At 69.7% G+C, this 24042-nt stretch carries 28 protein-coding genes; 14 read left to right on the top strand and 14 right to left on the bottom strand.

The window, feature by feature from the left end:
• Positions 1–11: 11 nt before the first annotated feature.
• Complete coding sequence (mnmH, locus tag RTK35_RS00550) at positions 12–1115, bottom strand: tRNA 2-selenouridine(34) synthase MnmH (protein WP_316907087.1); 1104 nt, start codon at positions 1113–1115, stop codon at positions 12–14.
• Positions 1115–2149: a selenide, water dikinase SelD gene (gene selD / locus RTK35_RS00545; protein WP_316907086.1), complete on the bottom strand. Its 1035-nt coding sequence runs from the start codon at positions 2147–2149 to the stop codon at positions 1115–1117. The genes mnmH and selD overlap by 1 nt, the downstream gene beginning before the upstream one ends.
• Positions 2150–2807: 658 nt before the next feature.
• On the opposite strand from selD, the gene RTK35_RS00540 reads away from it, so the two are divergent.
• The 4 genes from RTK35_RS00540 to phnE are packed head-to-tail and all read left to right on the top strand — an operon-like array spanning position 2808 to position 6038.
• Positions 2808–3659: a putative selenate ABC transporter substrate-binding protein gene (locus RTK35_RS00540; protein ID WP_208275294.1), complete on the top strand. Its 852-nt coding sequence runs from the start codon at positions 2808–2810 to the stop codon at positions 3657–3659.
• The gene (locus tag RTK35_RS00535) at positions 3656–4453 is read left to right on the top strand and encodes a phosphonate ABC transporter ATP-binding protein (RefSeq protein WP_316907085.1); all 798 of its coding nucleotides are present in this window, start codon (positions 3656–3658) and stop codon (positions 4451–4453) included. The genes RTK35_RS00540 and RTK35_RS00535 overlap by 4 nt, the downstream gene beginning before the upstream one ends.
• On the top strand, positions 4447–5274 hold the full coding sequence (locus RTK35_RS00530; protein WP_316907084.1) for an ABC transporter permease: 828 nt from the start codon (positions 4447–4449) through the stop codon (positions 5272–5274). The genes RTK35_RS00535 and RTK35_RS00530 overlap by 7 nt, the downstream gene beginning before the upstream one ends.
• On the top strand, positions 5271–6038 hold the full coding sequence (phnE, locus tag RTK35_RS00525) for a phosphonate ABC transporter, permease protein PhnE (protein ID WP_074971395.1): 768 nt from the start codon (positions 5271–5273) through the stop codon (positions 6036–6038). Before RTK35_RS00530 ends, phnE begins: the two co-directional genes overlap by 4 nt.
• Positions 6039–6076: 38 nt before the next feature.
• Here the strand turns inward: phnE and blaPOM are convergent, their stop codons facing one another.
• Positions 6077–6937, bottom strand: a complete 861-nt coding sequence (blaPOM, locus tag RTK35_RS00520; protein WP_316907083.1) for a POM family subclass B3 metallo-beta-lactamase — start codon at positions 6935–6937, stop codon at positions 6077–6079.
• Between the two features lie 189 nt (positions 6938–7126).
• On the opposite strand from blaPOM, the gene RTK35_RS00515 reads away from it, so the two are divergent.
• Positions 7127–8428 (top strand): sensor histidine kinase, encoded by a 1302-nt coding sequence (locus RTK35_RS00515; RefSeq protein ID WP_316907082.1) that lies wholly within the window; start codon positions 7127–7129, stop codon positions 8426–8428.
• Between the two features lie 3 nt (positions 8429–8431).
• Entirely contained in the window at positions 8432–9343 is a 912-nt protein-coding gene (locus RTK35_RS00510; protein ID WP_316907081.1) for a response regulator, read from the top strand.
• 13 nt (positions 9344–9356) lie between these two features.
• Here the strand turns inward: RTK35_RS00510 and RTK35_RS00505 are convergent, their stop codons facing one another.
• Positions 9357–9839, bottom strand: a complete 483-nt coding sequence (locus RTK35_RS00505) for a MarR family winged helix-turn-helix transcriptional regulator (RefSeq protein ID WP_044403004.1) — start codon at positions 9837–9839, stop codon at positions 9357–9359.
• A 220-nt stretch (positions 9840–10059) separates the two neighbouring features.
• On the opposite strand from RTK35_RS00505, the gene RTK35_RS00500 reads away from it, so the two are divergent.
• The gene (locus RTK35_RS00500) at positions 10060–10611 is read left to right on the top strand and encodes an ATP-dependent Clp protease proteolytic subunit (RefSeq protein ID WP_044403002.1); all 552 of its coding nucleotides are present in this window, start codon (positions 10060–10062) and stop codon (positions 10609–10611) included.
• A gap of 6 nt (positions 10612–10617) precedes the next feature.
• Here RTK35_RS00500 and ligD read toward each other — a convergent pair whose 3' ends face one another.
• The 5 genes from ligD to RTK35_RS00475 all read right to left on the bottom strand — a co-directional run bounded on the left by ligD (position 10618) and on the right by RTK35_RS00475 (position 16846).
• Positions 10618–13104: a DNA ligase D gene (gene ligD / locus RTK35_RS00495; protein WP_316907080.1), complete on the bottom strand. Its 2487-nt coding sequence runs from the start codon at positions 13102–13104 to the stop codon at positions 10618–10620.
• 64 nt (positions 13105–13168) lie between these two features.
• Positions 13169–14500: a cation:proton antiporter gene (locus RTK35_RS00490; RefSeq protein ID WP_316907079.1), complete on the bottom strand. Its 1332-nt coding sequence runs from the start codon at positions 14498–14500 to the stop codon at positions 13169–13171.
• Positions 14501–14561: 61 nt separating this feature from the next.
• Entirely contained in the window at positions 14562–15332 is a 771-nt protein-coding gene (locus tag RTK35_RS00485; protein ID WP_044402994.1) for an alpha/beta hydrolase family protein, read from the bottom strand.
• The gene (locus RTK35_RS00480) at positions 15319–16416 is read right to left on the bottom strand and encodes a DUF3182 family protein (RefSeq protein ID WP_316907078.1); all 1098 of its coding nucleotides are present in this window, start codon (positions 16414–16416) and stop codon (positions 15319–15321) included. Before RTK35_RS00480 ends, RTK35_RS00485 begins: the two co-directional genes overlap by 14 nt.
• A gap of 1 nt (position 16417) precedes the next feature.
• Positions 16418–16846, bottom strand: a complete 429-nt coding sequence (locus RTK35_RS00475) for a hypothetical protein (RefSeq protein WP_172433636.1) — start codon at positions 16844–16846, stop codon at positions 16418–16420.
• 154 nt (positions 16847–17000) lie between these two features.
• On the opposite strand from RTK35_RS00475, the gene RTK35_RS00470 reads away from it, so the two are divergent.
• On the top strand, positions 17001–17900 hold the full coding sequence (locus RTK35_RS00470) for a Ku protein (protein WP_172433637.1): 900 nt from the start codon (positions 17001–17003) through the stop codon (positions 17898–17900).
• Positions 17901–17909: 9 nt separating this feature from the next.
• On the opposite strand, the gene RTK35_RS00465 is transcribed toward RTK35_RS00470, so the two are convergent.
• The 3 genes from RTK35_RS00465 to RTK35_RS00455 form a co-directional block, all read right to left on the bottom strand.
• Positions 17910–18059, bottom strand: coding sequence for a hypothetical protein (locus RTK35_RS00465; RefSeq protein WP_316907077.1), 150 nt, complete (start codon positions 18057–18059; stop codon positions 17910–17912).
• A gap of 23 nt (positions 18060–18082) precedes the next feature.
• Complete coding sequence (locus RTK35_RS00460) at positions 18083–18415, bottom strand: four-helix bundle copper-binding protein (RefSeq protein ID WP_316907076.1); 333 nt, start codon at positions 18413–18415, stop codon at positions 18083–18085.
• Between the two features lie 61 nt (positions 18416–18476).
• Entirely contained in the window at positions 18477–18992 is a 516-nt protein-coding gene (locus tag RTK35_RS00455; protein ID WP_316907075.1) for a DUF4142 domain-containing protein, read from the bottom strand.
• A gap of 176 nt (positions 18993–19168) precedes the next feature.
• Between RTK35_RS00455 and RTK35_RS00450 the strand changes: the two genes are divergently transcribed.
• Both RTK35_RS00450 and RTK35_RS00445 read left to right on the top strand, forming a co-directional pair.
• The gene (locus tag RTK35_RS00450; RefSeq protein WP_316907074.1) at positions 19169–20023 is read left to right on the top strand and encodes an SDR family oxidoreductase; all 855 of its coding nucleotides are present in this window, start codon (positions 19169–19171) and stop codon (positions 20021–20023) included.
• Positions 20024–20102: 79 nt separating this feature from the next.
• Positions 20103–20327: a PLD nuclease N-terminal domain-containing protein gene (locus RTK35_RS00445; protein ID WP_316907073.1), complete on the top strand. Its 225-nt coding sequence runs from the start codon at positions 20103–20105 to the stop codon at positions 20325–20327.
• Between the two features lie 24 nt (positions 20328–20351).
• On the opposite strand, the gene RTK35_RS00440 is transcribed toward RTK35_RS00445, so the two are convergent.
• Complete coding sequence (locus RTK35_RS00440; RefSeq protein ID WP_316907072.1) at positions 20352–21182, bottom strand: MBL fold metallo-hydrolase; 831 nt, start codon at positions 21180–21182, stop codon at positions 20352–20354.
• A gap of 149 nt (positions 21183–21331) precedes the next feature.
• On the opposite strand from RTK35_RS00440, the gene RTK35_RS00435 reads away from it, so the two are divergent.
• The 4 genes from RTK35_RS00435 (at position 21332) to RTK35_RS00420 (ending at position 23476) form a co-directional block, all read left to right on the top strand.
• Positions 21332–21847, top strand: a complete 516-nt coding sequence (locus tag RTK35_RS00435) for a hypothetical protein (RefSeq protein ID WP_316907071.1) — start codon at positions 21332–21334, stop codon at positions 21845–21847.
• A gap of 10 nt (positions 21848–21857) precedes the next feature.
• The gene (locus tag RTK35_RS00430) at positions 21858–22301 is read left to right on the top strand and encodes a DUF421 domain-containing protein (RefSeq protein WP_044402967.1); all 444 of its coding nucleotides are present in this window, start codon (positions 21858–21860) and stop codon (positions 22299–22301) included.
• 105 nt (positions 22302–22406) lie between these two features.
• Positions 22407–22907, top strand: a complete 501-nt coding sequence (locus RTK35_RS00425; RefSeq protein ID WP_074971380.1) for a ferritin-like domain-containing protein — start codon at positions 22407–22409, stop codon at positions 22905–22907.
• 200 nt (positions 22908–23107) lie between these two features.
• Positions 23108–23476, top strand: a complete 369-nt coding sequence (locus tag RTK35_RS00420; protein WP_044402961.1) for a general stress protein — start codon at positions 23108–23110, stop codon at positions 23474–23476.
• 54 nt (positions 23477–23530) lie between these two features.
• On the opposite strand, the gene RTK35_RS00415 is transcribed toward RTK35_RS00420, so the two are convergent.
• The gene (locus tag RTK35_RS00415) at positions 23531–23800 is read right to left on the bottom strand and encodes a hypothetical protein (RefSeq protein ID WP_222902022.1); all 270 of its coding nucleotides are present in this window, start codon (positions 23798–23800) and stop codon (positions 23531–23533) included.
• Between the last annotated feature and the right edge of the window lie 242 nt (positions 23801–24042).

Raw genomic sequence — 24042 nt, 5'->3', positions numbered from 1 at the left:
GGGGTAGGGGGTCAGCGCCGGGACGGGCGCTGGCGGAGGTAGTCGAGCACGGCGGCCTGGTCGCCGGCGAACTCGATGCGCGCGGCCTTGCCTTCGCGCTGGAAGGCGTACATCGGGTCGTAGTATTCCCGCAGCAGGCCTTCGATCCAGCCCCGGTGCAGGTCCACCTCGCCGCTGGCCTGCTGGCGTTGCAGCGCCTCGTCGAGGATCGCCGTCATGCGCTTGTGGCGCTCGCCACCCAGGCGCTTGAGGATGTTGGCCATGCCCTGGCGCAGGCGTGCGGCGAACTGCTCGAAACCGGCTTCCTCGCCGTGCAGGGCGACGAACTCGGCGCACAGGCCGATCACGTAGTCCCGCAGGATGCGCTCCACGCGGTTCTCGAAACTGTCGTCCAGCCACACCAGCGGGTACTGCTGCATGCCCTGGTACAGCTCCATGGGCAGGTTGCAGCTGCCCACCACGCGGCCCTCGTCCTCCAGCACGAACTGACCGATGCCGCTGTCGCGCTTGCGCAGCAGGTCGATGGCCAGGCCGTTCTCGAAATCGATCTGCGCCGGCTGGGCGGTGGCGCGGCGGCCGAAGCTGGAGCCCCGGTGGTTGGCGTGGCCTTCCAGGTCCAGGGCGTTGCCGAGGGCCTGGATGACGTCGGTCTTGCCGGTGCCGGTGAGGCCGCCCACCAGCACGAAGTCGCACTCGTGCACGGCGGCCTGGAGGGTCTCGATGAGGAAGGTCCGCATCGCCTTGTAGCCACCGGTGACGCGCGGGTACTGGATGCCGGCCTCGTCCTTCAGCCACTGCTGGACGATCTGCGAGCGCAGCCCGCCACGGAAGCAATAGAGGTAGCCATCGGGGTGGGCTTGGGCGAAGGCGGCCCAGGCTTCGATGCGGGCCGCCTTGGTGGCGCCGCTGACAAGCTGATGGCCGAGGGCGATGGCGGCTTGCTGGCCCTGCTGCTTGTAGCAGGTGCCGACCTTCTGCCGCTCGATGTCGGTCATCAGCGGCAGGTTGACCACACCGGGGAACGCGCCTTTGGCGAACTCCACCGGTGCACGGGCGTCCATCATCGGCACGCCCTCGAGGAACAGGCGGCGGTAGTCGGTGGTGTTTTCGCGCATCACTCCACCTCTACCGCGTGGCTCTGTCGCTCGGCCAGTTCGCCGATGGGCGCCAGGTCCAGGCCCAGTTCGCGGGCCACGGCGAGGAACTCCGCCTCGCCCTCCGGCGCCACTGCCACCAGCAGGCCGCCGCTGGTCTGCGGGTCGCAGAGCAGGTGGCGACGGGCCTCGTCCAGCGGGGCGATGCGATCGCCGTAGCTGTCGAAGTTGCGCAGGGTGCCGCCGGGGATGCAGCCCTCGGCCAGGTAATGCTCCACGCCGGGCAGGCGCGGCACCGCGTCGTAGCGGATGCGCGCGGTCAAGCCGCTGCCGTCGGCCATTTCCACCAGGTGGCCGAGCAGGCCGAAACCGGTGACGTCGGTCATGGCGTGGACGCCGGCCAGCTTGCCGAAGCGGCTGCCCGGGCGGTTCAGGGTGCACATCCAGTCGCGGGCCAGGTGGCGGTCCTGCTCGCGCAGCTTGGACTTCTTCTCCGCTGTGGTGAGGATGCCGATGCCCAGCGGTTTGGTCAGGTACAGGCGGCAGCCGGCGGTGGCGGTGTCGTTGCGCTTCATGTGGCGCTTGTCCACCACGCCGGTGACGGCCAGGCCGAAGATCGGCTCGGGAGCGTCGATGGAATGGCCACCGGCCAGGGGGATGCCGGCCTCGTCGCACACCGCGCGGCCGCCACGGATGACCTCGCGGGCGACCTCCGGCGGCAGCACGTTGACCGGCCAGCCGAGGATGGCGATGGCCATCAGCGGGTCGCCGCCCATGGCGTAGATGTCGCTGATGGCGTTGGTCGCGGCGATGCGGCCGAAGTCGAAGGGGTCGTCGACGATGGGCATGAAGAAGTCGGTGGTGGAGACCACCCCGCGCTCCTCGTCCAGGGCGTAGACCGCCGCGTCGTCGCGGGAGGCGTTGCCCACCCACAGGCGCGGGTCCAGGTTCTGCGCGCCGCTGCCGGCGAGGATCACTTCCAGCACCTTGGGGGAGATCTTGCAGCCGCAGCCGGCGCCGTGGCTGTACTGGGTCAGGCGGATGGGTTCGCTCATGTCGCACCTCACTGAAATCGTGGCGGCGGATTCTATCAGGCCGCTGGGAAACTCACCGGGCCGCCGCTGCGGCAATAGACATCCTCTGGATGTCCATTGGGTTAGGTCCCTGTAACGAGCCGTGTGCTCATGCTGCTTAACCAGTTCTGTTGATGTCACCTGTTTCGCCTTCCCAGGCGAGTCACTTTTCTCAATCGCCCAGAAAAGTAACCAAAAGGGCTCGCCCCTGCATCCGGGTCCCGCTTCGCGGGACTTCCCTCGCTCCATCGTTGCTACTCGCTTCGCTCGCCCTTCGGGCCGCACTGAAGTGCGTTCGCTGCAAGCAGCGTCCGGGGGCCGGCGCGATGGGCCATCCATGGCCTGGCGCGCCTCTCTCGGCATCCATGCCGCTCGTCCCCCTGCGCAACGACTGCGCTCGGCCTCCTGAAGGGGCATTTTCCCTGCCTCACCTTCCTCTCCAAGCAGAAGTCCAGCGTACGCCCGTGTCTTCTTCCTTTCGGAAAGAGAGGCGGGAAGGGGCTCCAAGGGCTTTGAAAGTCGAGATAGAAAGCCCCTGCAACACTGGCCTTTGCGCCCGCGATTCCTATAATTCCGCCGCGGCGCCCGCAGTGGCCGCCCATCTCCCCCGATCCTTCCGCTATTGAACCGGAGAATCAGCATGCTCAAGCGCACCCTGGCCCTCGTTGCCGGCCTTGCCCTGTCCTGTTCCGCCCTGGCCGTGCAGGCCACCGAAACCCTGCGGGTCAGTGCCATCCCCGATGAAGCGCCCACCGAGCTGCTGCGCAAGTTCAAGCCGCTCGGCGCCTACCTGGAGCAGCAACTGGGCATGAAGGTGCAGTTCGTGCCGGTGGCCGACTACCCGGCGGTGGTCGAGGCGCTGGCCACCGACCGCCTGGACCTGGCCTGGCTCGGCGGCTTCACCTTCGTCCAGGTGCGCCTGAAGACCGGCAATGCCATCCCCCTGGTCCAGCGCGAGCAGGACGCCCAGTTCACCAGCAAGTTCATCACCGCCAACCCGGAGGTGAAGAGCCTGGCCGACCTCAAGGGCAAGAGCTTCGCCTTCGGTTCGGTGTCTTCCACCTCCGGCAGCCTGATGCCGCGCTTCTTCATGCTCAAGGACGGCATCAAGCCCGAGACCTACTTCAGCCGCGTGGCCTATTCCGGTGCCCATGACGCCACCGTGGCCTGGGTCCAGGCCGGCAAGGTGGACGGCGGCGTGCTCAACGCCAGCGTCTGGGAGAAGCTGGTGGCCGCCGGCAAGGTGGACACCGCCAAGGTGCGCGTGCTCTCCACCACACCGACCTACTACGACTACAACTGGACCGTGCGCGGCACCCTCGACCCGGCCCTGGCCGAGAAGATCAAGGCCGCCTTCCTCGCCCTCGATCCGGCCAACCCGGAGCACAAGGCGATCCTCGACCTGCAGGCCGCCAGCCGCTTCATCGAGACCCAGCCCGAGAACTACAAGGGCATTGAGGAGGCCGCCCGGGCCGCCGAACTGCTGAAATGACCGTCCGCCTCACCGGCGTGGGCCTGCGCCTCGGCCAGGTCCGCGCCCTGGACGGCATCGACCTGCACATCGGGGCCGGCGAGCGGGTGGCGGTCATCGGTCCCTCCGGGGCCGGCAAGTCCAGCCTGCTCAACCTCCTGGCCACCGCCCTGCAGCCCGACAGCGGCACGGTGGAGCTGCTCGGCGAGACGCCCTGGCGCCTTTCGGGCCGCGCCCGCCAGCGCCTGCGCACGCGCATCGGGCTGATCCACCAGGCGCCGCCGCTGCCGTCGCGCCAGCGGGTGGTCACTGCCGTGCTTGCCGGGCGCCTGGGGCGCTGGGGCACCCTGCGCGGGCTGGCCAGCCTGCTGCACCCACGGGATGTGCCCGGTGCCCGTGCGGCCCTGGCCACCCTCGGCCTGGCGGACAAGCTCTTCGCCCAGTGCGGCCAGCTGTCCGGTGGCCAGTTGCAGCGGGTCGGCATCGCCCGCGTGCTGTACCAGCAACCCGAACTGCTGCTGGCGGACGAGCCGGTCTCGGCCATGGACCCGGTGCTGGCCGACCACACCCTGGAGACCCTCTGCCGCCATGCTGGCGAGCGTGGCGTCACCCTGGTGGCCAGCCTGCATGCCGTGGAGCTGGCCCTGGCGCACTTCCCCCGGGTGATCGGCGTGCGCGACGGCCGCCTGGCCTTCGACCTGCCGGCCGCCCAGGTCACCCCTGAACGCCTGGACGCGCTCTACGCCAACGCCGGTATCGCCTCGCCACAGGCCGCCGGCGCCGCGCCCGCCCCGGTGCAGATCCCCCGATGCTGAGCCGCGACACCCGCGATCCGGCCTTCCTGCCGCGCCTGCTGCTGGGGCTGCTGGCGGTGCTGGTGCTGTGGCCGGGCATCCGCCTGGCCGAACTGGACCCACGCGTGCTGTTCCAGGCCGACAGCCGCCAGGCCATGGGCGGCTTCCTGGCCGGGTTCTGGCCGCCGGCCCACGGCGCCGAGTTCCTTGAGTTGCTGCTGGACGCCACCCTGCAGACCCTCGCCGTGGCCACCGCCGGCATGGCACTGGCGCTGCTGCTGGCGGTGCCCATGAGCCTGCTGGCCAGCCGCGCGCTGTCGCTGTCGGCTGCCTCCCGCAGCGGTCGGCCCAGCACCTTCGGGCTGGTGCTGCGCTGGCCGGTGCGGGCCTTGCTGGTGTTCCTGCGCAGCGTGCCGGAGATCGTCTGGGCGCTGCTGTTCGTCCGCGCCGTGGGCCTGGGGCCGACCGCCGGGGTGCTGGCCATCGCCATCACCTACAGCGGCATGCTCGGCAAGGTCTACGCGGAAATCTTCGAATCGGTCGGCCAGCGGCCTGCCCATGCGCTAATGCAGGCCGGTGCCGGGCGCCTGTCGGCGTTCTTCTACGGCATCCTGCCCAGCGCCGCCGGCGAGCTGGTGTCCTACACCGTGTACCGCTGGGAGTGCGCCGTGCGCGCCTCGGTGGTGATGGGCTTCGTCGGTGCCGGCGGGCTCGGCCAGCAGATCGACCTGTCGATGCGCATGTTCGCCGGTGCCGAGGTGGCCAGCATGCTGCTGACCTTCCTGCTGCTGGTGTGGCTGGCGGACCAGTTGAGCCGCCTGCTGCGCGGGAGGCTGGCATGAAGCGGGTGATCGACCTGGCCATCGTCCTCGCCCTGCTGGCGGCCGTGGTGGGGTCGTTCCGCTACCTCGGGCTCGACCTCCAGGCCTTGCTGGGGGAGGGCGTGGGTGGGCAGATGGCCGACTACGCCCTGCGCTTCCTGCGGCCGGACCTGGGCCTGGAGCACCTCCAGGCGGTGGGCCGGGGGGCGCTGGAAACCCTGGCCATGTCCGGCCTGGGCACGCTCCTGGCCGCGCTGCTCGGCCTGCTCCTGGCACTTCCCGCCGCCGGGCGCTTCGGCTGGCCGGGCAAGGCCCTGGCGCGGCTGCTGCTCAATGCCCTGCGGGCCATTCCGGAACTGGTGTGGGCGGCGCTGATGGTGCTGGCGGCCGGCCTCGGCCCCAACGCCGGGGCCCTGGCCCTGGCGGCGCATACCGCCGGGGTGCTCGGCCGGCTGTTCGCCGAGGCCCTGGAGAACGCCCCGCCGGAGCCTGCCGACGCGATCCGCCTGGAGGGCGGCAGCCACCTGGCGGCCTTCTGCTACGGCACGCTGCCCAACCTCTGGCCGCAGTTGCTGGCCTACATGCTGTACCGCTGGGAGAACAACATCCGCATGGCCAGCGTGCTCGGCTTCGTCGGCGCCGGCGGGCTGGGGCAAATGCTCTACACCACCCTCAGCCTGTTCCAGGAACGCCAGGCCAGCACCGTGATCCTCGCCATGCTGGCCCTGGTGCTGCTGGTGGACGCCCTCAGCGACCGCATGCGCCAGCGCTGGGTGCGGGCCTGAAGGGCGCTTCTAGAAAACCACCTGCGTCATCAGAGACCTCAGCCGCCGCGCTGCTTCTTCAGTTGCGCGTCGAAGGCGGCCTCGGCCTTGTCGGCGTAGGCCTTGCAGCTCATGGGTGACGGGTTGGGGTGTTCGGCGTTGGTGTAGTCCCAGCCGCTGGCCTCGGCGTGGGGGGTGATCAGCAGGTCGCAGGGCAGGGCGCGGACGGCCGCGAAGCCGCTGCGGAAGGCCTCGGCGATCTTCGGGAAGCGCGGGTTCATCCACAGGCTGTAGCCGGGGGCGCTCAGGCTGTCGCTGTAGGCGATGCGCAGGGGCTTGCCGTCGCGGCGGTCGGTCCAGGTCCAGCTCAGGCTGCCGGGGGTGTGCCCGGGGGTGAAGTGGGCGGTGAAGGTCATGCCGCCCAGTTCCACCGTTTCGCCGTCCTGCACCAGGCGGTCCACCTGCACCGGGGCGAAGACCATGTCGTCGCCGAAGTGGATGTCCTGGCTGTCGCCGCGCTGCAGCAGCACGGCCGATTCGGCGTTGCTCACCAGTTGCGCGCCGGTGGCCTTCTTGATGGCGGCCAGCGGGCCGACGTGATCGATGTGGGCATGGCTGTGCAGGATCAGCTTGAGGTCGCCCGGCGCCACACCCAGCTCGCGCATGTTGGCCAGCAGGTGGTCGGCCACCTGGGGCATGCCGCCGTCCAGCAGCACGGCGCCTTCCGGCGTCTTCACCAGCAGCGCGGTGATGCTGGCGGTGCCGATGTGCCAGGTGTTGTCGGCGATGCGCAGCGGTGCCACCGGGGTCAGCCAGGCGGTCGGGGCGGTGTAGGGCTGCAGTTGCGGCAGGACGGCCTGGGCGGCCACGGCGGGTTGGGCCAGCAGCAGGGCAAGGCCGAAGTTGGTCAGGGTACGCACGGGGCAGTCCTCGGAAAATGAAGGGGCGCCATTCTGACTGCCTGGTCGCGCAGGTCAATGCCTGTCGACTGGCCAGCCTGTCGGCGCGTGCCGCGCAGCGGCCTGTAACGCGAATGAGACAGCTGTCACAGGATGGCAACCTGATATTGCTTCAATGGCCGCCATTCAACGGGCTCGGGGGAGTCGCCAATGGCAGCCGAAAACGCGCTGGAACGCCTGCTCAGACCGGTGGCGGCGCTGCCGCCGAGCCTGAGCATCAGCGACGTGGCGGATCAGCTGCTGGCTCCCGAGCACCGCCGCTTCCTGTCCCTCCCGGTGGTGGAAGGCGGCCGGCCCATCGGTCTGGTGAGCCGCTACACCCTGCAGGACATCTTCATGCAGCGCTTCGGCCGCGACCTCTGGGGCCGCCGCCCGGTGGCCGACGTGATGAACGCCGAGCCCCTGGTGCTGAGCCTGGACAGCAACCTGGAGCAGGCCGCCAAGCAGGTCACCGCCGGCCTGCAGTACCCCATCACCGAGGACTTCATCCTGGTGGACGGCGACGGCCTGTACCGCGGCCTCGGCACCGTGCTCGACCTGCTCAAGGCCATGGAGCTGCGCATCGCCCAGCGCAACCGGGTGCTGCGCCAGGCCCTGGTGGACCTCAAGGAGTCCCAGGCGCAGCTGGTGCAGTCGGAGAAGATGGCCTCCCTCGGGCAGATGGTCGCCGGCGTCGCCCATGAGCTGAACACCCCGCTGGGCTACGTGCGCAACAACGTGCAGCTGCTCGACCAGCTCAGCGCCCCGCTGGTGGAGCTGGCCCGCAGCCAGGCCGCGCTGGCCGATTGCCTGGCCGACCCGGCCTGCGACGAAGCGCGCCTGGCCCAGGCCTTCGAGGCTGCCGCCGCCATGCGCGAGCAGGCCGCCCCCGAGCAACTGGCGGACGACCTGCGGCAACTGCTCGACGACACCCTCTACGGCCTCGGCCAGATCGGCGAGCTGGTGGTGGGGCTGAAGGATTTCGCCCGGCTCGACCGCGCCATGGACGAGGCCGTGGACCTCAACGACTGCGTGCGCAGCGCCTTGCTGATCGCCCGCAACCACATCAAGGACAAGGCCGAGGTGGTGCTGGGCTTGGGCGAACTGCCAGCCGTCAGCGCCGCGCCCTCGCAGATCAACCAGGTGCTGCTCAACCTGCTGACCAACGCCGCCCAGGCCATGGTCGGCCACGGCCGCATCCAGATCCGCACCTGGGCCGAAGGCGACTGGGTGTGCGTCTCGGTGCAGGACAGCGGCTGCGGTATGGCTCCCGAAGTGGCCCGGCGCATCTTCGACCCGTTCTTCACCACCAAACCGGTGGGCGAGGGCACCGGCCTGGGCCTGTCCATCAGCTACAAGATCATCCAGGACCACGGCGGCAGCATCCGCGTGGCCTCTGAACTGGGGCGCGGCACGCGCTTCCTCATCCGCCTGCCGACTGCGCAGGCCCGCGCCCTTAAACGGAGTGCCTGAGCCATGACATCCGCCATCCGCATCCTGTTCGTCGACGACGAGGAGCGCATCCTGCGCAGCCTGGCCATGCAGTTCCGCCGGGACTACCAGGTGGTCACCGAGAGCGACCCGCTGCGCGCCCTGGAGCGCCTGGCGCGGGAGACCTTCCACATCGTGGTCAGCGACCAGCGCATGCCGCAGATGAACGGCGCCGAGCTGCTGACCCAGGCCCGCGAGATCGCCCCGGACTGCCTGCGCATCCTGCTCACCGGCTACTCCGACCTGGATGCGGCGGTGGAGGCGCTGAACAGCGGCGGCATCTTCCGCTACCTGACCAAACCCTGGGACCCGCAGGAAATGGCCTTCACCCTGCGCCAAGCAGCGGAGATCGCCGCCCGCCCGCAGGCCGCCTCGGCCAGCGCACCCAGCGCCGAACCCCGTGGCCTGAGCGTGCTGCTGCTGGACGAAGACCCGGAGACCCTGGCCAGCGTGGCCGACTTCTGCATGGCCGGTGGTCACCGCCTGCTGCGGGCCCGCAGCCTCACCGAGGCCATCGGCCTGCTGAACGAGGAGGGCGCCGACCTGCTGGTGAGCGACCTGCGCTGCGGCGGCGAAGACACCGCGCCGCTGCTCAAGTCTCTGGCCCAGGCCCACCCGCGCCTGCTCAGCCTGGTGGTGACGCCGTTCCGCGACACCCAGGCGCTGCTGCAACTGGTGAACGAGGCACAGATCTTCCGCTACCTGCCCAAGCCGATCCGCCGGGGGCTGTTCGAGAAGGGCCTGAAGGCGGCTGCCGAGCAGGCGCGCAACTGGCGCGAGCAGCCGACCCAGGTGCCGGCGCGGCAGGCCGAACTGCCGCGCGAGGCGCGGGAGAAGGAGCGTGTAGGGAGCCTGCTGGGCATGCTCGGCCGGCTGCGGGAGCGCCTCAGCGCCTGAGGCAGGCGCTGCATCAGCTGCCGCGATAGACCTTGCGCAGCAGCTGCAGGAGGGTGTCCCGCTCGGCGTCGCTCAGGGCGCTGGTGGACTCGATGTCGCTTTCCGCCGCGACCTGCTTGAGGTCCTTCAGCAGCTGCTCGCCGGTCTTGCTGAGGAAGATCCCGTAGGAGCGCTTGTCCGGCTTGCAGCGCACCCGCACCGCCAGCGCACGGGCCTCCAGCTTGTTCAGCAAGGGCACCAGTTGCGGCGGCTCGATGGCCAGGGCACGGGCCAGGTCCGCCTGCATCAGCCCCGGGTTCTGGTCGATGATCGCCATCGCCGAGAACTGCGCCGGGCGCAGGTCATGCACCGCCAGCTTGTTCACCAGATGCTGGAAGACCTTCAGCTGGGCGCGGCGCATGGCGTAGCCAATCAGTTCATCCAGGGAAGTGTCGAGCACGGCGGGCTCTGCGGTTTCGATTGCAGCGTCGGCGGGGGTGGCGGCACGTCGGGCCATGGGGTCTCACTCGGCAGAATTAGTTAATAGCGCTATGCATTTTGCGTGCATCGCGCCGCTTCCGCCAGCCACCTGCGCACGGTGCCCCGGCCCGGCGGCCAATTGGGGGGGAACCCTGGGCGACCCGCGTCACTCCATCCAGAAGGGGCCCGGACGCGCGGTCCGGGCCGGGACGGCAGCGAACCCGCGTGGATGCGGGGCGACTGCGGAGGAGGACGGGATGAGAAGCCATGTGGTGCACTTCACGGCGCCGATCAACTCGCACACGTGCGGCCAGCTGATCGACAAATGCTCCCAGGCGATCCAGCAGGGGGCGGACGAACTGATCATCAAGATCGCTACCATGGGCGGGGAATGCAGCTACGGGTTCTCCCTGTACAACTTCCTCGTCTCGCTGCCGGTGCCGGTGAAGACCCACAACCTGGGCACGGTGGAATCCATGGGCAACATCATCTTCCTGGCCGGCGAGCGGCGCACGGCCTGCCCGTACAGCAAGTTCCTGTTCCATCCCTTCCACTGGACCCTCAACGGCGCGGTGGACCATGCGCGCATGTCCGAGTACGCCATGAGCCTGGACTACGACCTGCACCTGTACGACGCCATCGTCCAGGCACGTACCGACGGCGCCCGGGTGCCCATCGACGTGCTGGCCTGCCTGACCGCCGCACCGAAGATCTTCAACGTCGACGAGGCCCTGGCCGCCGGGCTGATCCACGAGGTGGACTGCCTCGGCATGCCCACCGAGGCGGTCAACTGGTGCGTGCACAGCTGAGCCCGGCTACGCCAGGCCCAGCTTGCGGCGCATCGCCACGGTCAGGCGCTGGCGGGTACCGGGCAGGTCCCGCCAGGGGTCTTCGCCCAGGTCGTCCAGGCGCTTGTGCAGGGTGCGCAGGGTCCAGGCCTGGGCATTCCTGAGCGTCGCCAGTTCCTCGAAGCTCACCGGCACCGATACCGGCAGCCCCTCCCGCGCCCGCAGGGAGTAGGCGCAGACGGTGGTGGCGCCGGCGCCATTGCGCAGGTAGTCGATGAAGACGCGCCCGACCCGGTTGCGCGGGCCGGACTTGGCCGCGAAGCGCTGGGGCAGGTTGCGCGCCATGTGCTGGGTGATGCCCTGGCTGAAGGCTTTCACCGTGTCCCAGTCGTGCTTCGGAGCCAGGGGCACGATCAGGTGCACGCCCTTGCCGCCGCTGGTCTTGAGGAAGGCCCGCAGGCCCAGTTCGTCAAGCACCGCCAGGGTCAGCTCGGTGGCCTCCAGCATGGTCTTCCAGGGCAAGGCCGGGTCCGGGTCGAGGTCCAGCACGAAGCGGTCGGGGTGCGCCAGGTCGTCGGTGGTGGCATTCCAGGTGTGCAGCTCCAGGGTGCCAATCTGCACGGCACCGAGCAGCGCCTCGGGGCTGTCCAGCAGCAGGCCCGGCTGGCCGGCGCGGGCCTTGTCCAGCACACCGATGGCCTGGGTGCCCAGGCTGCCCGGGTTCTTCTGGAAGAACTGCTCGCCCTCGATGCCTTCCGGCACCCGCAGCAGCGCCACCGGCCGCTGGGCCAGGTGCGGCAGCAGCCAGGGGGCGATGGTTTCGTAGTACCGGGCCACATCGCCCTTGGTCAGGCCGCTGGCCGGGTCGATCACCCGCTGCGGATGGGTGATGCGCACGGCCGCCGAACTGGCCGTCTCCTCGCCCTGCAGGCGCTGGGCGGCGACGGGCTCGTCGCGGGTTATGGCGCGGGCCGGCTTGTCCTCCCGCAGGCCCTTGAACACCGCCTGGCGCACGATGCCTTCACGGGTCATCTCGGCGAAGGCCACTTCCGCCAGCACCTCCGGACGCAGCCAGTGCACGCCGCGCGCCTCGGCCCCGCGCGGCGGCTGGGAGCAGGCCGGCTGGCGCGTCTCCAGGGTCTTGAGCCGGGCATGCACGCGGGCGAGCACGGCCTGGTCGAAGCCGGTGCCCACCTTGCCGGCGTAGCGCAGTTCGCCGTGGGCATCGTGCAGCGCCAGCAGCAGGGCACCGAAATGCGAGCGGCTGCCCTTGGGCTCGGTGTAGCCGACGATGACGAATTCCTGCCGGCGCTTGCACTTGAGCTTGATCCAGTCGCTGCTGCGCCGGCCCGCGTAGAGGCTGCCGGCGCGCTTGCCGATCAGGCCCTCCAGGCCCAGCCGGCAGGCGCTGTCGAGCACCGCCTCGGCGGGTTCGGTGAAGGACCGGGAATAGCGCAGTAGTCCGTCGTCGTCGAGCGGCTCCAGCAGCTGCGCCAGGGCTTCCCGGCGCTGCTCCAGCGGGGTCTCGTGCAGGTCGCTGCCGTTGAGGTGCAGCAGGTCGAAGAGGTAGTACAGCGCCGCCTCGCTGCGGCCCACCTCGAAGGCGTTCTGCAGGGCCTGGAAGTCGGGCTGGCCGTCCTCGTCCATCACCACCACTTCGCCGTCCAGCCAGGCCTCGTCCACCGGCAGGCGTGACAGGGCCCGGGCCTGGGCCGGCAGGCGGGCGGTCCAGTCATGGCCGTTGCGGGTGAACAGCTGCACCTGGCCGTGATCGAGGCGGGCCAGCAGGCGGTAGCCGTCGAACTTCACCTCGTAGTGCCAGTCCCCGGCCGGTGGACGGTCCACCAGGGTGGCCAGCTGCGGCTTGAGCTGCGCGGGCAGGGCGGCGACCTTGGGCTTGGCCGCCTTGCGCCGGGTGCGCGGGGCCTGGGTCCTGGCCTCGCGGGGCACCAGGCGGCGCTCGCTGAGCACGCTGTCCGGGCGTGATTCGGTGATGCTCAGCTCGCTCTCGGGGTGGGCCGCCGCGTCCCGGTGCTTGATCAGGAACCATTGCTCCTGCTTGCCCGGCAGCTGGGTGCGCACCAGGTTCCACTGGCCGGAGAGCTTCTCGCCCTGCAGCTCGAAGCGCAGGCGCCCGGCACGGTAGCCGGCCACCGGGTCGCCCTGGGGAATCCACACGCCCCGGTCCCAGACGATCACATCGCCCGCGCCGTAGTGACCCTCGGGGATGTGGCCTTCGAAGTCGGCGTAGTCCAGCGGGTGATCCTCCACGTGGATGGCCAGGCGCCGGGCGGCCGGGTCCAGGCTCGGGCCCTTGGGCACCGCCCAGCTCTTCAGGGTGCCCTCCAGCTCCAGGCGGAAGTCGTAGTGCAGGCGCGTCGCATCGTGCTTCTGGATGCAGTAGCGCAGCGCGTGCCCGGCCGCCTTCTTGCCGCGCCGGCGCGCGGAGGTGCCGGGCTCGGGGGTGGCGTCGAAGTCGCGCTTGCGGGCGTAGTCGTTCAGGGCGTCGCTCATGGCAGGTCCTCCTGTGCAGGGGAGTGGCCGGCGGGGCGGAAGGTTCAGGTCGCTTCGCGAGCGGTCAGGGATCGGGGTGGAAGCGCTTGAGCAGCGGCTGGATCGACAGCCCATGGAGCAGGATGCTCAGCGCCACCACGCTCAGCACCAGGTCGCCGAGGCGGTCCTGGTCCAGCGCCCGGGGCGCATGGGCCAGGGCGAAGCACAGGTAGTACAGGCTGCCGATGCCGCGTATGCCGAACCAGCCCACCAGGTACCGCTGGGACCGGGGAATGCCGTGGCGACCCAGCAGCAGCGCTACCATCAGCGGGCGCACGCCGACGAACAGCAGCAACGCCACCGGCACCGCTTCCCAGCGCCAGTGCTGGGCGAGCAGGGCACCGAGCACCGTCACCAGCAGCACTTCGAGGATGCGTTCGAGCAGGTTGCCGAAGGCCTGGATGTCCACCATCAACGCGCTGGCGGCGATCTGCGGGTGGCGCGCCGGGTCCTCGCCGAACTCGATCAGCGCCTGGGTGTGGCTGTCCTCGCGCAGCTCGCCCTGGCGCGCCGACTCCTCGGCCGGCACCGGGCCGCTGGCGCGGGCCTCGGCGTGGCGCATGCCGAGCCCGGCGGCGAAGGTGCTGAGAAAGCCCCAGCCGCCCAGCGCCTCGGCCAGCACGTAGGACAGGGCGATCACCGCCAGGGCGATGAAATCGTTCGGCGACACGGCGGTCTCGGTGTGGCGGGCGCGCAGGCGGATCACTCCGCGCCCCACCGCGCGGCCGAAGCCGAACCCCACCAGCAGCCCCACCGGCACCGCCCAGAGCACGTCGTTGGTCAGCCAGTGCAGCCAGGTGGCCTGCCCGGGCAGGCCGGAGCCCTGGAGGAACAGCAGGCCCAGCATCACGAAGGGGAAGGCGATGCCGTCGTTCAGCCCGGCCTCGCCGGTGAGGGCGAAGCGCATCGGGTCGGTGTCGCTGGCGTGGTTCACCTGGATCAGGTTGGCCAGCACCGGGTCAGTGGGCGAGAGGATCGCCGCCAGCAGCAGGCAGAAGCCGAAGTCCAGGCCCAGCAGCGCCTGCAGCAGGAGCGCGAACACCAGCACGGTGGCCACCAGCACCGGCCCGGCCAGCAGCCAGGCCGGGCGCCACTGGCGGGCATTCAACGGCAGGCGCAGGCGCAACCCGGCGAGGAACAGCGACACCAGCACGGCCACCTCCACCAGGTGCCCGAGCCAGGTGCGAACCTGGGGCAGGTCCTGCTGCCAGAGGCCCAGCCCCAGGGGGCCGATCAGCAGCCCGAAGCCCAGGTACAGGGCCGAGGTGGTGATCGGCAGCAGGCGTACGTAGGCAGAGGCCAACCCGAGGATCAGCAGCAGGCCGCCCAGGACCAGCAGCCACTGCTGGAAGCTCACCCTGGAGTCTCCGCAAGGGCGGATCGTGGCTTTCGCGAGACGCAGGCGGTGCCGACCATGCTCAGGAGTAGCGGGAAGAGTGATGGGGGTAGGCGCCGACGCGGGCACCGATGACCATCTCGCTGATCCAGTTGGTGAGGATGCGCGTGTAGGCCTGCTGGTGATGGTCCTCGCTGAGGGCGTGGTCGGCGCCATCGAGGATGCGATGGGTGAGGGAATGGGCCTGCTCGAAGGCAGCGCGGTAGCTCATCAGCGTCATGTGCGGGACGTAGCTGTCGTGCTCCGACTCCACCAGCAGCACGTCGCCGGTGAAGGCGGCGCACGCCTTCAGCGCGAGGTTTTCATCGGGGTTCCAGGGCTGGCGCCGGTAGCGCGCCAGGCGGGCCACGTCGAGGGACTGCTTGGGGCGGTCCCATTCCTCGTCCCAGTACAGGGCCGGCACCCGCAGGGCCAGCCACTTCACCGGGCGCCGGGTGGTGAGGAAGGTGGCCAGGTAGCCGCCGTAGCTGCTGCCGATCACCGCGATGGCCTCGGGGTTGACCGCCGGGTGTGCCGCCAGCCGGTCGTAGGCGGCGAGGATGTCGGCCAGGTTCTGCTCGCGGGTGACGCTGGCCTTGGCCTCGGCGGTGCGCTCGTGGCCGCGCAGGTCGAAGGTCAGGCACACGCAGCCGAGCCCGGCGATGCCCTTGGCCCGCGCCAGGTCGCGTTGCTGGCTGCCGCCCCAGCCGTGCACGAAGAGGATGCCCGGCACGCGGGCTTCGGGGGAGAGCAGGGTGCCGCACAGGGGCTGGCCCTCGACGATGATTTCCAGGGCCTGGCTATGGGCGGTCATCAGCGATTACCTCCACGTATTTGCATAGGCGCCCCAGCCCGGGCACCTCGCCGTCGAAGAGCACCCAGGCGTCGGCCGGCACCCGGGGCTCGCCATAGGTTTCCCGGGTGCGGGCGTGGACCCGCCGGCACGCCGGCTCTGCGTCGAACAGTTCCAGGGCGAAGACCTCCGCCGCACTGGCTCCGCCCACCCGCCAGGATTGCTCCAGCACCCCGGAGCGCCACTGGCCTTCGGCATTGCGCCCGCGCGCCACGTCGTAGTTTCGGCGCGAGGCGAGCAGGTCGGGGTAGCTGTGCAGGGCGGCCTCTTCGTAGCGCCGGGCCTGTTGCACCGCCAGGCGTATCGAGGCCGCCAGCGGCTCGGCCAGCAGCGCGTCGTAGCCGCCGCGCACCAGGTACAGGTCGGAGCCGCCGTAGACCGGCTCGCCGGCGCCGTCGCGGGTCAGGTGCTGCACGCCGTGGTAGCTGGCCAGCAGGCCGTTCACCTCCACCTGGCCGACGCTGTAGGTCGCCACGTCCTCCAGTTGCTCTTCCAGCACCAGGCCCCAGGTGGCCAGTTCATCGGTCGGCAGCTGCGCCATCAGGGCGTCCAGTTCCGCCAGCTGGCGGATCACCTGCTGGCCGCGCCCGGCCTTGGCGCGCACCGGTTTGGCCCGCAGCGGGCCGCGTTCCAGCAGGCGCTGCCCGGCGCGCCGGGCGTCCTCCGGGCTGAACACGCTGAAGCCCTCCAGCACGGCATCCCCGGCCTGTTCGGCGAAGGCGTCGGACCAGCCCCGTGGCGCCTGGGCGCCAGGGCCCGCGAGGGGATGGCCGATGGCCTTGGTGGCCATGAAGGGCTCGGCGACCCAGCCGCCGAAGAGCTGCCCGATGTGGCTCAGGCCGTGACGCTGGGTCGGGCCCACCAGGGTGTCGTCGGGCAGCAGATAGTGCCGCCCGGGCTCCTCGACCTGGGTGATGGGCGCGGGGTCGAAGGGGCAGCCCAGCAGGCGCGCCAGGCGTCCGCCGAGCAGGCGCTGCACGCAGGCTTCGTGCTCCGCCAGGGGGGTACCACTGCGCAGCAGGCGCACGTCGGCAGGGCAGGCCATGTCATTGCTCCTGCCAGCGGCCGCCGCTCTTCTCGCAATCGGTGCGCACCTGGCCGAGGTCGGTCATCTGGTAGTAGCGGGTGAGCACGCGGGCATCGTTCGGCACCGCCGGGCGTGCCGTGTCCGGTCCGCGGGCACTGGCGCGGGGGTTGGCCAGGCTCTCCTGGTCCAGCGGGGCGTCGCAGCGGGCCTGCTCGCCGCCGGGGCACTGGGCGACCCGCTGCTTGCGGGTGCTGGTCATGTCCTTGCTCTCGTTGCTGCAGGACCAGTCCAGCGCCTCTGCCGGCATGCCGACGAATTCGTAGCAGCTCTCGGTCTCGATGCCGGTGACCGCAGCGCTGGAGGTGCGGCTGTTGACGTGGCAGCCCTCGGCGAGGGCGAGCCCGGCGGGCAGGCAGCCGAGCAGCAGGAGCAGGGGAAGGCGGCGCATGGCGGTGTCTCCTTGGCGTCCGTACCTGGGTTGTGAGCAGCGGTACGCGCCGGGAGTTCAGGGTGTTTGATGGGCGGCACGGGCGCCTGCGCCAGGGGAAACTTTCTGCCGTGCGGGCCGGTCATCGAAAGACGGCATGACGAAGGAGAAGCCCATGGCACGCGCGATCTGGAAAGGGGCGATCAGCTTCGGGCTGGTGCACATCCCGGTGGACCTGGTGTCCGCCAGCAGCTCCGGCGGGGTGGATTTCGACTGGCTGGACGACCGCTCCATGGAGCCGGTGGGCTACCGCCGGGTGAACAAGGTCACCGGCAAGGAGGTGCCCCGCGAGCACATCGTCAAGGGGGTGGAGCACGCCCCCGGCGAGTACGTGGTGCTGAGCGAGGAGGAGATCCAGCAGGCGCACCCGCGTGCGACGCGGACCATCGACATCTTCGCCTTCGTGGATGCCGGGCAGATCCCGTTGCAGAACATCGACACGCCCTACTACCTGAGCCCCGACCGGCGCAGTGGCAAGGTCTATGCGCTGCTGCGCGAGTCCCTGGTGGCCAGCGGCAAGGTGGCCCTGGCGGAGGTGGTGTTGCGCACCCGCCAGTACCTGGCGGCGGTGATGCCCCAGGAGTCGGCGCTGGTATTGGTGACGCTGCGCTGGCCGGCGGATGTGAAGGGCCTGGGCATCCTCGACCTGGGCAGCGAGGTGACCGAGCCGACCCTGGCCAAGGGCGAGCTGGCGATGGCCAAGCGGCTGATCGAGGACATGACCCAGGACTGGCAGCCGGACGACTACCGCGACACCTTCACCGAGAAGGTGATGGACCTGGTGGAACAGAAGGCCCAGGAGGGCCACGTGGAGCGGGTCGAACGGCCGGACGAGGAGGCGCCCCAGGGCGCGGACATCATCGACCTCACCGAGCTGCTGCGGCGCAGCCTGGGCGGCAAGGGGGCGAAGCCGGAAAAGAGCGAGAAGGCCGCGCCGGCCAAGGCACCGCGCAAGCGTGCCCCGGCCAAGGCGGCGAAGGACGACGCCAGCCGGCCGCGCCGACGCAAGGCCTGAGGGCGCTGCTCAACGCGGCGCGTCCTCGGGCGGCGCCTGGCGCGGCGTCTGTTCCACCGGCGGGTCGCCACGGTCGAGCTGGGAGCCCGGGTCTTCGTTACCAGGGTCATCGAGGATCGGTTCTTCGGTGCTCGGGACATGCGGTTGCTGGGCACTCATGGGGGAACTCCTTGCAGGTGGGCTCAGGCGGCCATGCGTTCGCACTCGTCGGCGCAGCGCTGGCAGGCCTGGGCGCATTCCTGGCAGTGCTGGCTGTTGTGCTGCTGGCACTCCTCGGCGCAGGCCGTGCAGGCGGCGCGGCACACCTGGCACAGGCCCGGAGCGAACTCGCTGCCGCGGATCATCAGCGTGGCGCACAGGTGGCAGAGGTCAGCGCAGTCCCGGCAGAGCTGGATGCAGCGGGTCATCTGCTGGGCATGTTCCTCGCTGAGGCAGGCCGAGGCGCAGGTTTCACAGGCGGCGGCGCAGGCGTTGCAGGCGGAAATGCAGGTCTGGAAGCGGTAGGTGTCGTTCATGGCGGGGTCCTCTTGCGCGAGGGGCGCCCGCCGCAACCGCGCGGGCGCCCGGGGGCTGCGATCAGCGCTTGGCGTCCAGCTCCTTGGCCAGGCTCTCGGCCTTCTCGAGGTGGGCCTGCAGCTTGGGCAGGATCTTCTGGGCGAAGTCGCGCAGCGGGGCCTGGTCGGACTGGGCGGCCTGGCGGTACAGCTCGACGGCTTCCTGGTGGGCCTTGACCTGGTTCTCGGCGTAGGCCTTGTCGAAGGAGTCGTCACGCATCTCCAGCAGCTTGGCCTTGGCCTGCTCCATCAGGCTGGCGTCATCGGCGGTCTTCAGTTTCAGCGTGGCGGCCAGTTGCTTGAGTTCGGCATTCGCGGCGGTGTGGTCCTTGACCATCATCTCGGCGAAGGCCTTGACCTGCGGGTGCTGGGCCTTCTTCTCGGCGAGCTTGCCGGCCTCCACCTCGGCGATGCCGGACTCGGAGGCGCGGTCGACGAAGTCCTGCGGGTCGACGGTGTTGGCGGCGCGGGCGGTGCCGCCGAAGGCGACGAAGGCAGCGAGCAGGGCGAACATCAGGTGTCTCAGGGGATGGGTCATGGCGGTGTCTCCGTGGTGGGTGATGACGGTCGGTAGAAGCGGGCAGGCGCGGACAAGTTCAAGGGAATGTCCCGGGCGGTTCGTCCAGACAGGTCGAACCTAAGCCGGGGAGGGGTTTCCCACCCTGTGAACGCCCGGCGACCGTCGGGGCAAGCACAGGCCACAGGGAGAACCCCATGAGCGAGCAGACCCTTCCCCCCCAGCACCAGGACAAACAGCCCGGCCGCGAGGGCGCCATGCACCCGCTGCCGGAGTACTTCTCCGAACGTTACAAGGCCGCCGGCAAGCTGGCCGGCAAGGTGGCACTGATCACCGGTGGCGACAGCGGCATCGGCCGCGCCGTGGCGGTGCATTTCGCTGCCGAGGGCGCCCAGGTGGCGCTGGTCTACCTCGACGAGGAGGACGACGCCCGCGAGACCGCCGAGGCGGTGGCGCGCCAGGGCGGCCAGGTCATCACCCGGGCCGGCGACGTGGCCGATGGCGAGTTCTGCCGGCAGGTGGTGGCGGACGTGCTGGACACCTGGGGGCGCCTCGACGTGCTGGTGAACAACGCCGGCGAGCAGCATCCCTGCGAGGGCCTGGAGGCCCTGGAGGAAGCCACCTGGGAGCGCACCTTCCGCACCAACATCCTCGGCATGTTCCAGCTCACCAAGGCGACGCTGCCGCACATGGGGCAGGGGGCGAGCATCATCAACACCACCTCCATCACGGCCTACAAGGGCAACCCGTCGCTGCTGGACTACTCCTCCACCAAGGGGGCGATCACCGCCTTCACCCGCTCCCTGGCGCTGAACCTGGCGAGCCGTGGCATCCGCGTGAACGGGGTGGCGCCGGGGCCGATCTGGACGCCGCTGATCCCCTCCACCTTCACCGCCGAGCAGGTGGCGCGCTTCGGCGCCGACACCCCCATGGGACGCCCCGGGCAGCCGGCCGAGGTGGCGCCGGCCTACGTGTACCTCGCCAGCGAGGATGCCTCCTACGTCAGCGGCCAGGTGCTGCACGTGAACGGCGGGACGGTGGTCAACGGCTAGGCCGCCGGGGCGGAAAGTCTGAACCCGGACCGCCCCGTGCGACCCGAAACACCAGGACTCAGCAGAGGAGGGTCATCCCATGTCCGATCCCGTCACGTACTTCTGGATCGCCGTCGCCGGCATCCTGGTCCTGCTCGACCTGTGGGCGATCATCAGCGTCTTCCGCAGCAGCAAGTCGGTTGAAACCAAGGCGCTGTGGGCGCTGGGTATCTCGTTGTTCCCGGTGCTGGGGGTGGTCTACTGGGGCATCGCCGGGCCCCGGGGCCTGGGCCGCGGCCCGTCGTCCCCGGAGCACAGCAAGTAGTGCTGTGCCGGCCTGGCCCGAGGGTCAGGCCGGTTGCTTCAGGCGCTTCAGCTCCAGGGCGTCGTGGCTGCAGAACAGCTCGATGTCCGGGCGGCTGAGGGAGAGGTGGCGCAGGCGCTGCTGGTTGCGCCGCCGGGCGCTGCCGTCGGTGTCCATCATCCACTGGTAGAAGCGCAGGCCCGGCGGGCAATGCCGCTGGGCGTGGCGCACCTCGGCGCGGTGGAAGTAGGCGTCGCCGGCGTGCAGCAGCCAGCCGTTGGGCCCCTGCACCGCAACCCCGGCATGGCCCAGTGTGTGCCCGGCCAGCGGCAGCAGGCACAGGGGCTCGCTTTCCAGCCCGCGCAGGGTCCGCACGGCATTGAAGCCGTTCCACTGCTCGCCCTGCTCGCGGTAGATCTGCCAGCGCTTCACGCGCTTCCACTGTTCGGGCACGAAACGCCGGCGGCCGAAGAAACCGGTGCTGGCCTCGGCGCTCTTCAGCTCGCGCTCCATCAGGTGCACGGTGGCCCGGGGGAAGTCCTCCAGGCCGCCGGCGTGGTCGAAGTCCAGGTGGGTGAGGACGATGTGGCGCACGTCGTCGGGCTGGTAGCCGAGCCGTCGGACCTGGGCCACGGCGGTGAGGCTGGTGTCGTAGCGGATGTTGTTGAGCCGGCGGAAGAAGGCGCTGATCCGGGCGCCGCGCTGGCGCATGTCGCGCAGGCCGAAGCCGGTGTCCACCAGTACCAGGCCGTCGTGGGCGGTCTCCAGCAGCAGGCAGTGGCACACCAGGTGCGCACGCAGGCCGGTGCTGAACCCGTCGTAGAGGGCCCCGCCCAGGGGGCACATGCAGCCGCAGTCGAGGTGATGGATGTGCATGGTGGTCTCCGGTTGCCTGGGTGTCTGCGGTTGGCAGGGGCCGGCGGCGGAGGTTCCGGTTTCCTGACCGGGCGGTGCCGTCGATCACTCGAACCGGGCGACACGGCGCGGGGTCTGTGAAGCAAGGCCCATCACCCAGGAGCGCCGTCATGCTGCCCCGCCTCGATCCGTCCGATGAACAGGAGCGCCACTACCCGGTGCAGGAGAACCTCCACGTGCAGCGGCGCCAGTGGGCGCTGGAGCGGGTGGGCGTCTGGATACTGGGGGCGCTGGTGCTGCTCACGGTGGCCGGGCTGTTCGCCAAGGGCCCGCTGAGCCATGCCGAGGCGGCCTCCGAGGACGGGCGCTTGCAGGTGAGCTGGCAGCGTTTCCTGCGCAACGGGGCCACCTCCACCCTGGTGGTGGACGTGCATGGAGTGGGCTCCAAGGTCCGGGTGGAACTGCTCGGCGAGCTGCTGGAGGGCTCCACCCTGGAAGGCCTGCAGCCGCAGCCGGCGGCAAGCCGCACCGCCGGGGGCAACGGCCTGGCCCTGGACGTGACGGCGGACGAGCAGGGGCGGGTGCGGCTGTTCCTGTCCCTGCGCGCCGACGGCGTGGGGCTGTTCCGCAGCCAGGTCCGCGTGGGTGACCGGCAGGTGCCGGTCAGCCAGTTCATCTACCCCTGAGGAGCCCGCCATGGACGCCGTATTCCGCGCTGCCGCCATCTACTTCGCTCTGCTGGTGATCTTCAAGTTCTCCGGCCGCCGTTCCCTGTCGGAGATCACGATCTTCGACTTCGTGCTGCTGCTGATCATCGGCGAGGCCACCCAGCAGGCGCTGCTGGGGGACGATTTCTCGGTCACCAATGCGGTGCTGGTGATCGTCACGCTGATCAGCATCGACCTGGTACTCACCCGCCTGCAGTGGCGCTGGCCGCGCCTCGACCTCTGGCTGGAGGGCTCGCCGGTGATCGTGGTGGAGCACGGCGCGGTCCTGAAGAGCCGGTTGGACGCGGCGCGCCTGCGCGAGGCGGACATCCTCGAAGCCGCCCGCGAGAAGCACGGCCTGGAGCGACTGGAACAGATCCGCTACGCCATCGTCGAGCGCAACGGGAAGATCTCCATCATTCCCGCGCAGTGACCGCACGGGGATAAAACTGGAACGGGTTGCCACCCCCCGAGTCGACTTTCCCGAGGCCTCTGGAGAGGCCCGGACCCATGACTCGAAACCATCTGGAGGCAACCCATGGCCCGTAAAACCGTTCAAGACCTGTTCATCCACGAACTGTCCGACGTCTACAGCGCGGAGAAGCAACTGACCCGCGCCCTGCCGAAGATGGCCCGTGCGGCCAGCAACCCGATCCTCGTCGAGGCCTTCCAGGCGCACCTGGAGGAAACCCAGGGCCAGATCGAGCGTATCGACCAGGTGGTGGAAGCCTTGGGGCTGAAGCTCAAGCGCGTGAAGTGCATCGCGATGGAAGGCCTGGTGGAAGAGGGCAAGGAGCTCATCGACGAGATCGACAAGGGCCCGGTGCTGGATGCCGGCCTGATCGGTGCCGCGCAGAAGGTGGAGCACTACGAGATCGCCAGCTACGGCACGCTGATCGCCATGGCCAAGCACCTGGGGCTGAAGGAGGCCATCGGGCCGCTGAAGGACACCCTGGCCGAGGAGAAGAGCACCGACGAGAAGCTCAGCAAGATCGCCGAGGAGGGTGGCAACCAGGCCGCCACCATGGAGTCCCGCTGAGGCCTGCCTGTACAACCCGCTGCCGCCGGCAGCGGGGTTGTACAGGTGTCGTAGCGAGCCTTGATATCACCCGGAAATCATCGATAACCGCTTGTCATTCAATGACTTAGCGAAGCCTAAAAAGATCGAACACTTCCTTTCGGCCCGTTTCAGAACCTCTGCAAGGCCAATTCCGGCCTGCCTGTCACAGGAGATTCATCATGTCGAACGATAACCCGGGCAACTTTGCCAACGACCGTGAAAAAGCCTCCGAAGCGGGACGCAAGGGTGGTCACAACAGCGGTGGCAATTTCGCCAATGATCCGGAACGCGCTGCCGAAGCCGGGCGCAAGGGTGGCCAGGTGAGTGGTGGCAACTTCGCCAACGATCCCGAGCGTGCTGCCGAAGCCGGGCGCAAGGGCGGCCAGAACAGCGGCGGCAATTTCGCCAATGACCCGGAGCGCGCGGCCGAAGCCGGTCGCAAGGGTGGCCAGAACAGCGGTGGCAACTTCGCCAATGACCGCGAGAAAGCCTCCGAGGCGGGCCGCAAGGGTGGTCAGAACAGCCACGGCGGCAAGGACCGGGAGTAACCCTCCCTGGGAGCCCGCCGTCCGGCGGGCTCCCGCATGCCTCGGGACGGAAGGCTACCAGCGCTCGGGCAAGGCCAGCGGGGGCAGCAGGGAATGGACGTCACCGGTGGCGCAGGCAATTTCTTCCAGCAAGCTCTTGCTCACGTCGGCCACGGCCTCAGGCGTGGACACCTCGGTGGCGGTCAGCCCGGTGATGGTGATGGTGGCCTGGCTGCTGCGGGCGGTGAACTGGCAGGACAGCGAACCATCGTCCTGGCGGATCGCCTTGCAGCTGTAGCCGGGCATGTGGATTTCGAAGAGTCGACTGATTTCGCTGAGGAACATGGGACCCCCTGGTGCAGGGTGGCGGCGAATGTGCAGCGACGGAAGAACAACGGAAGGGAAGCCTCCGAGCAAAAAGGTCACTGTGCGGACTTCCTAGACTAGGGGCTGAGCAGGCGCTGTAAATGATGGCTCAGGGCCTTGTCGCCAGCGGCACAGGCTCGCAGCAAGGCATAGGCGAAGCGCTGTACAGATTCGACGGCGCCTGGGGTTGCATTTAGCTATCAATGGCCCTTCGCCGTACA

Source organism: Pseudomonas sp. zfem003 (assembly GCF_032621675.1).
In the GTDB taxonomy this organism is placed as follows: Bacteria; Pseudomonadota; Gammaproteobacteria; order Pseudomonadales; family Pseudomonadaceae; genus Metapseudomonas; species Metapseudomonas otitidis.
The sequence above is the reverse complement of the archived record's forward strand: the minus strand, read 5'-3'. Positions and strand labels throughout refer to the sequence as shown.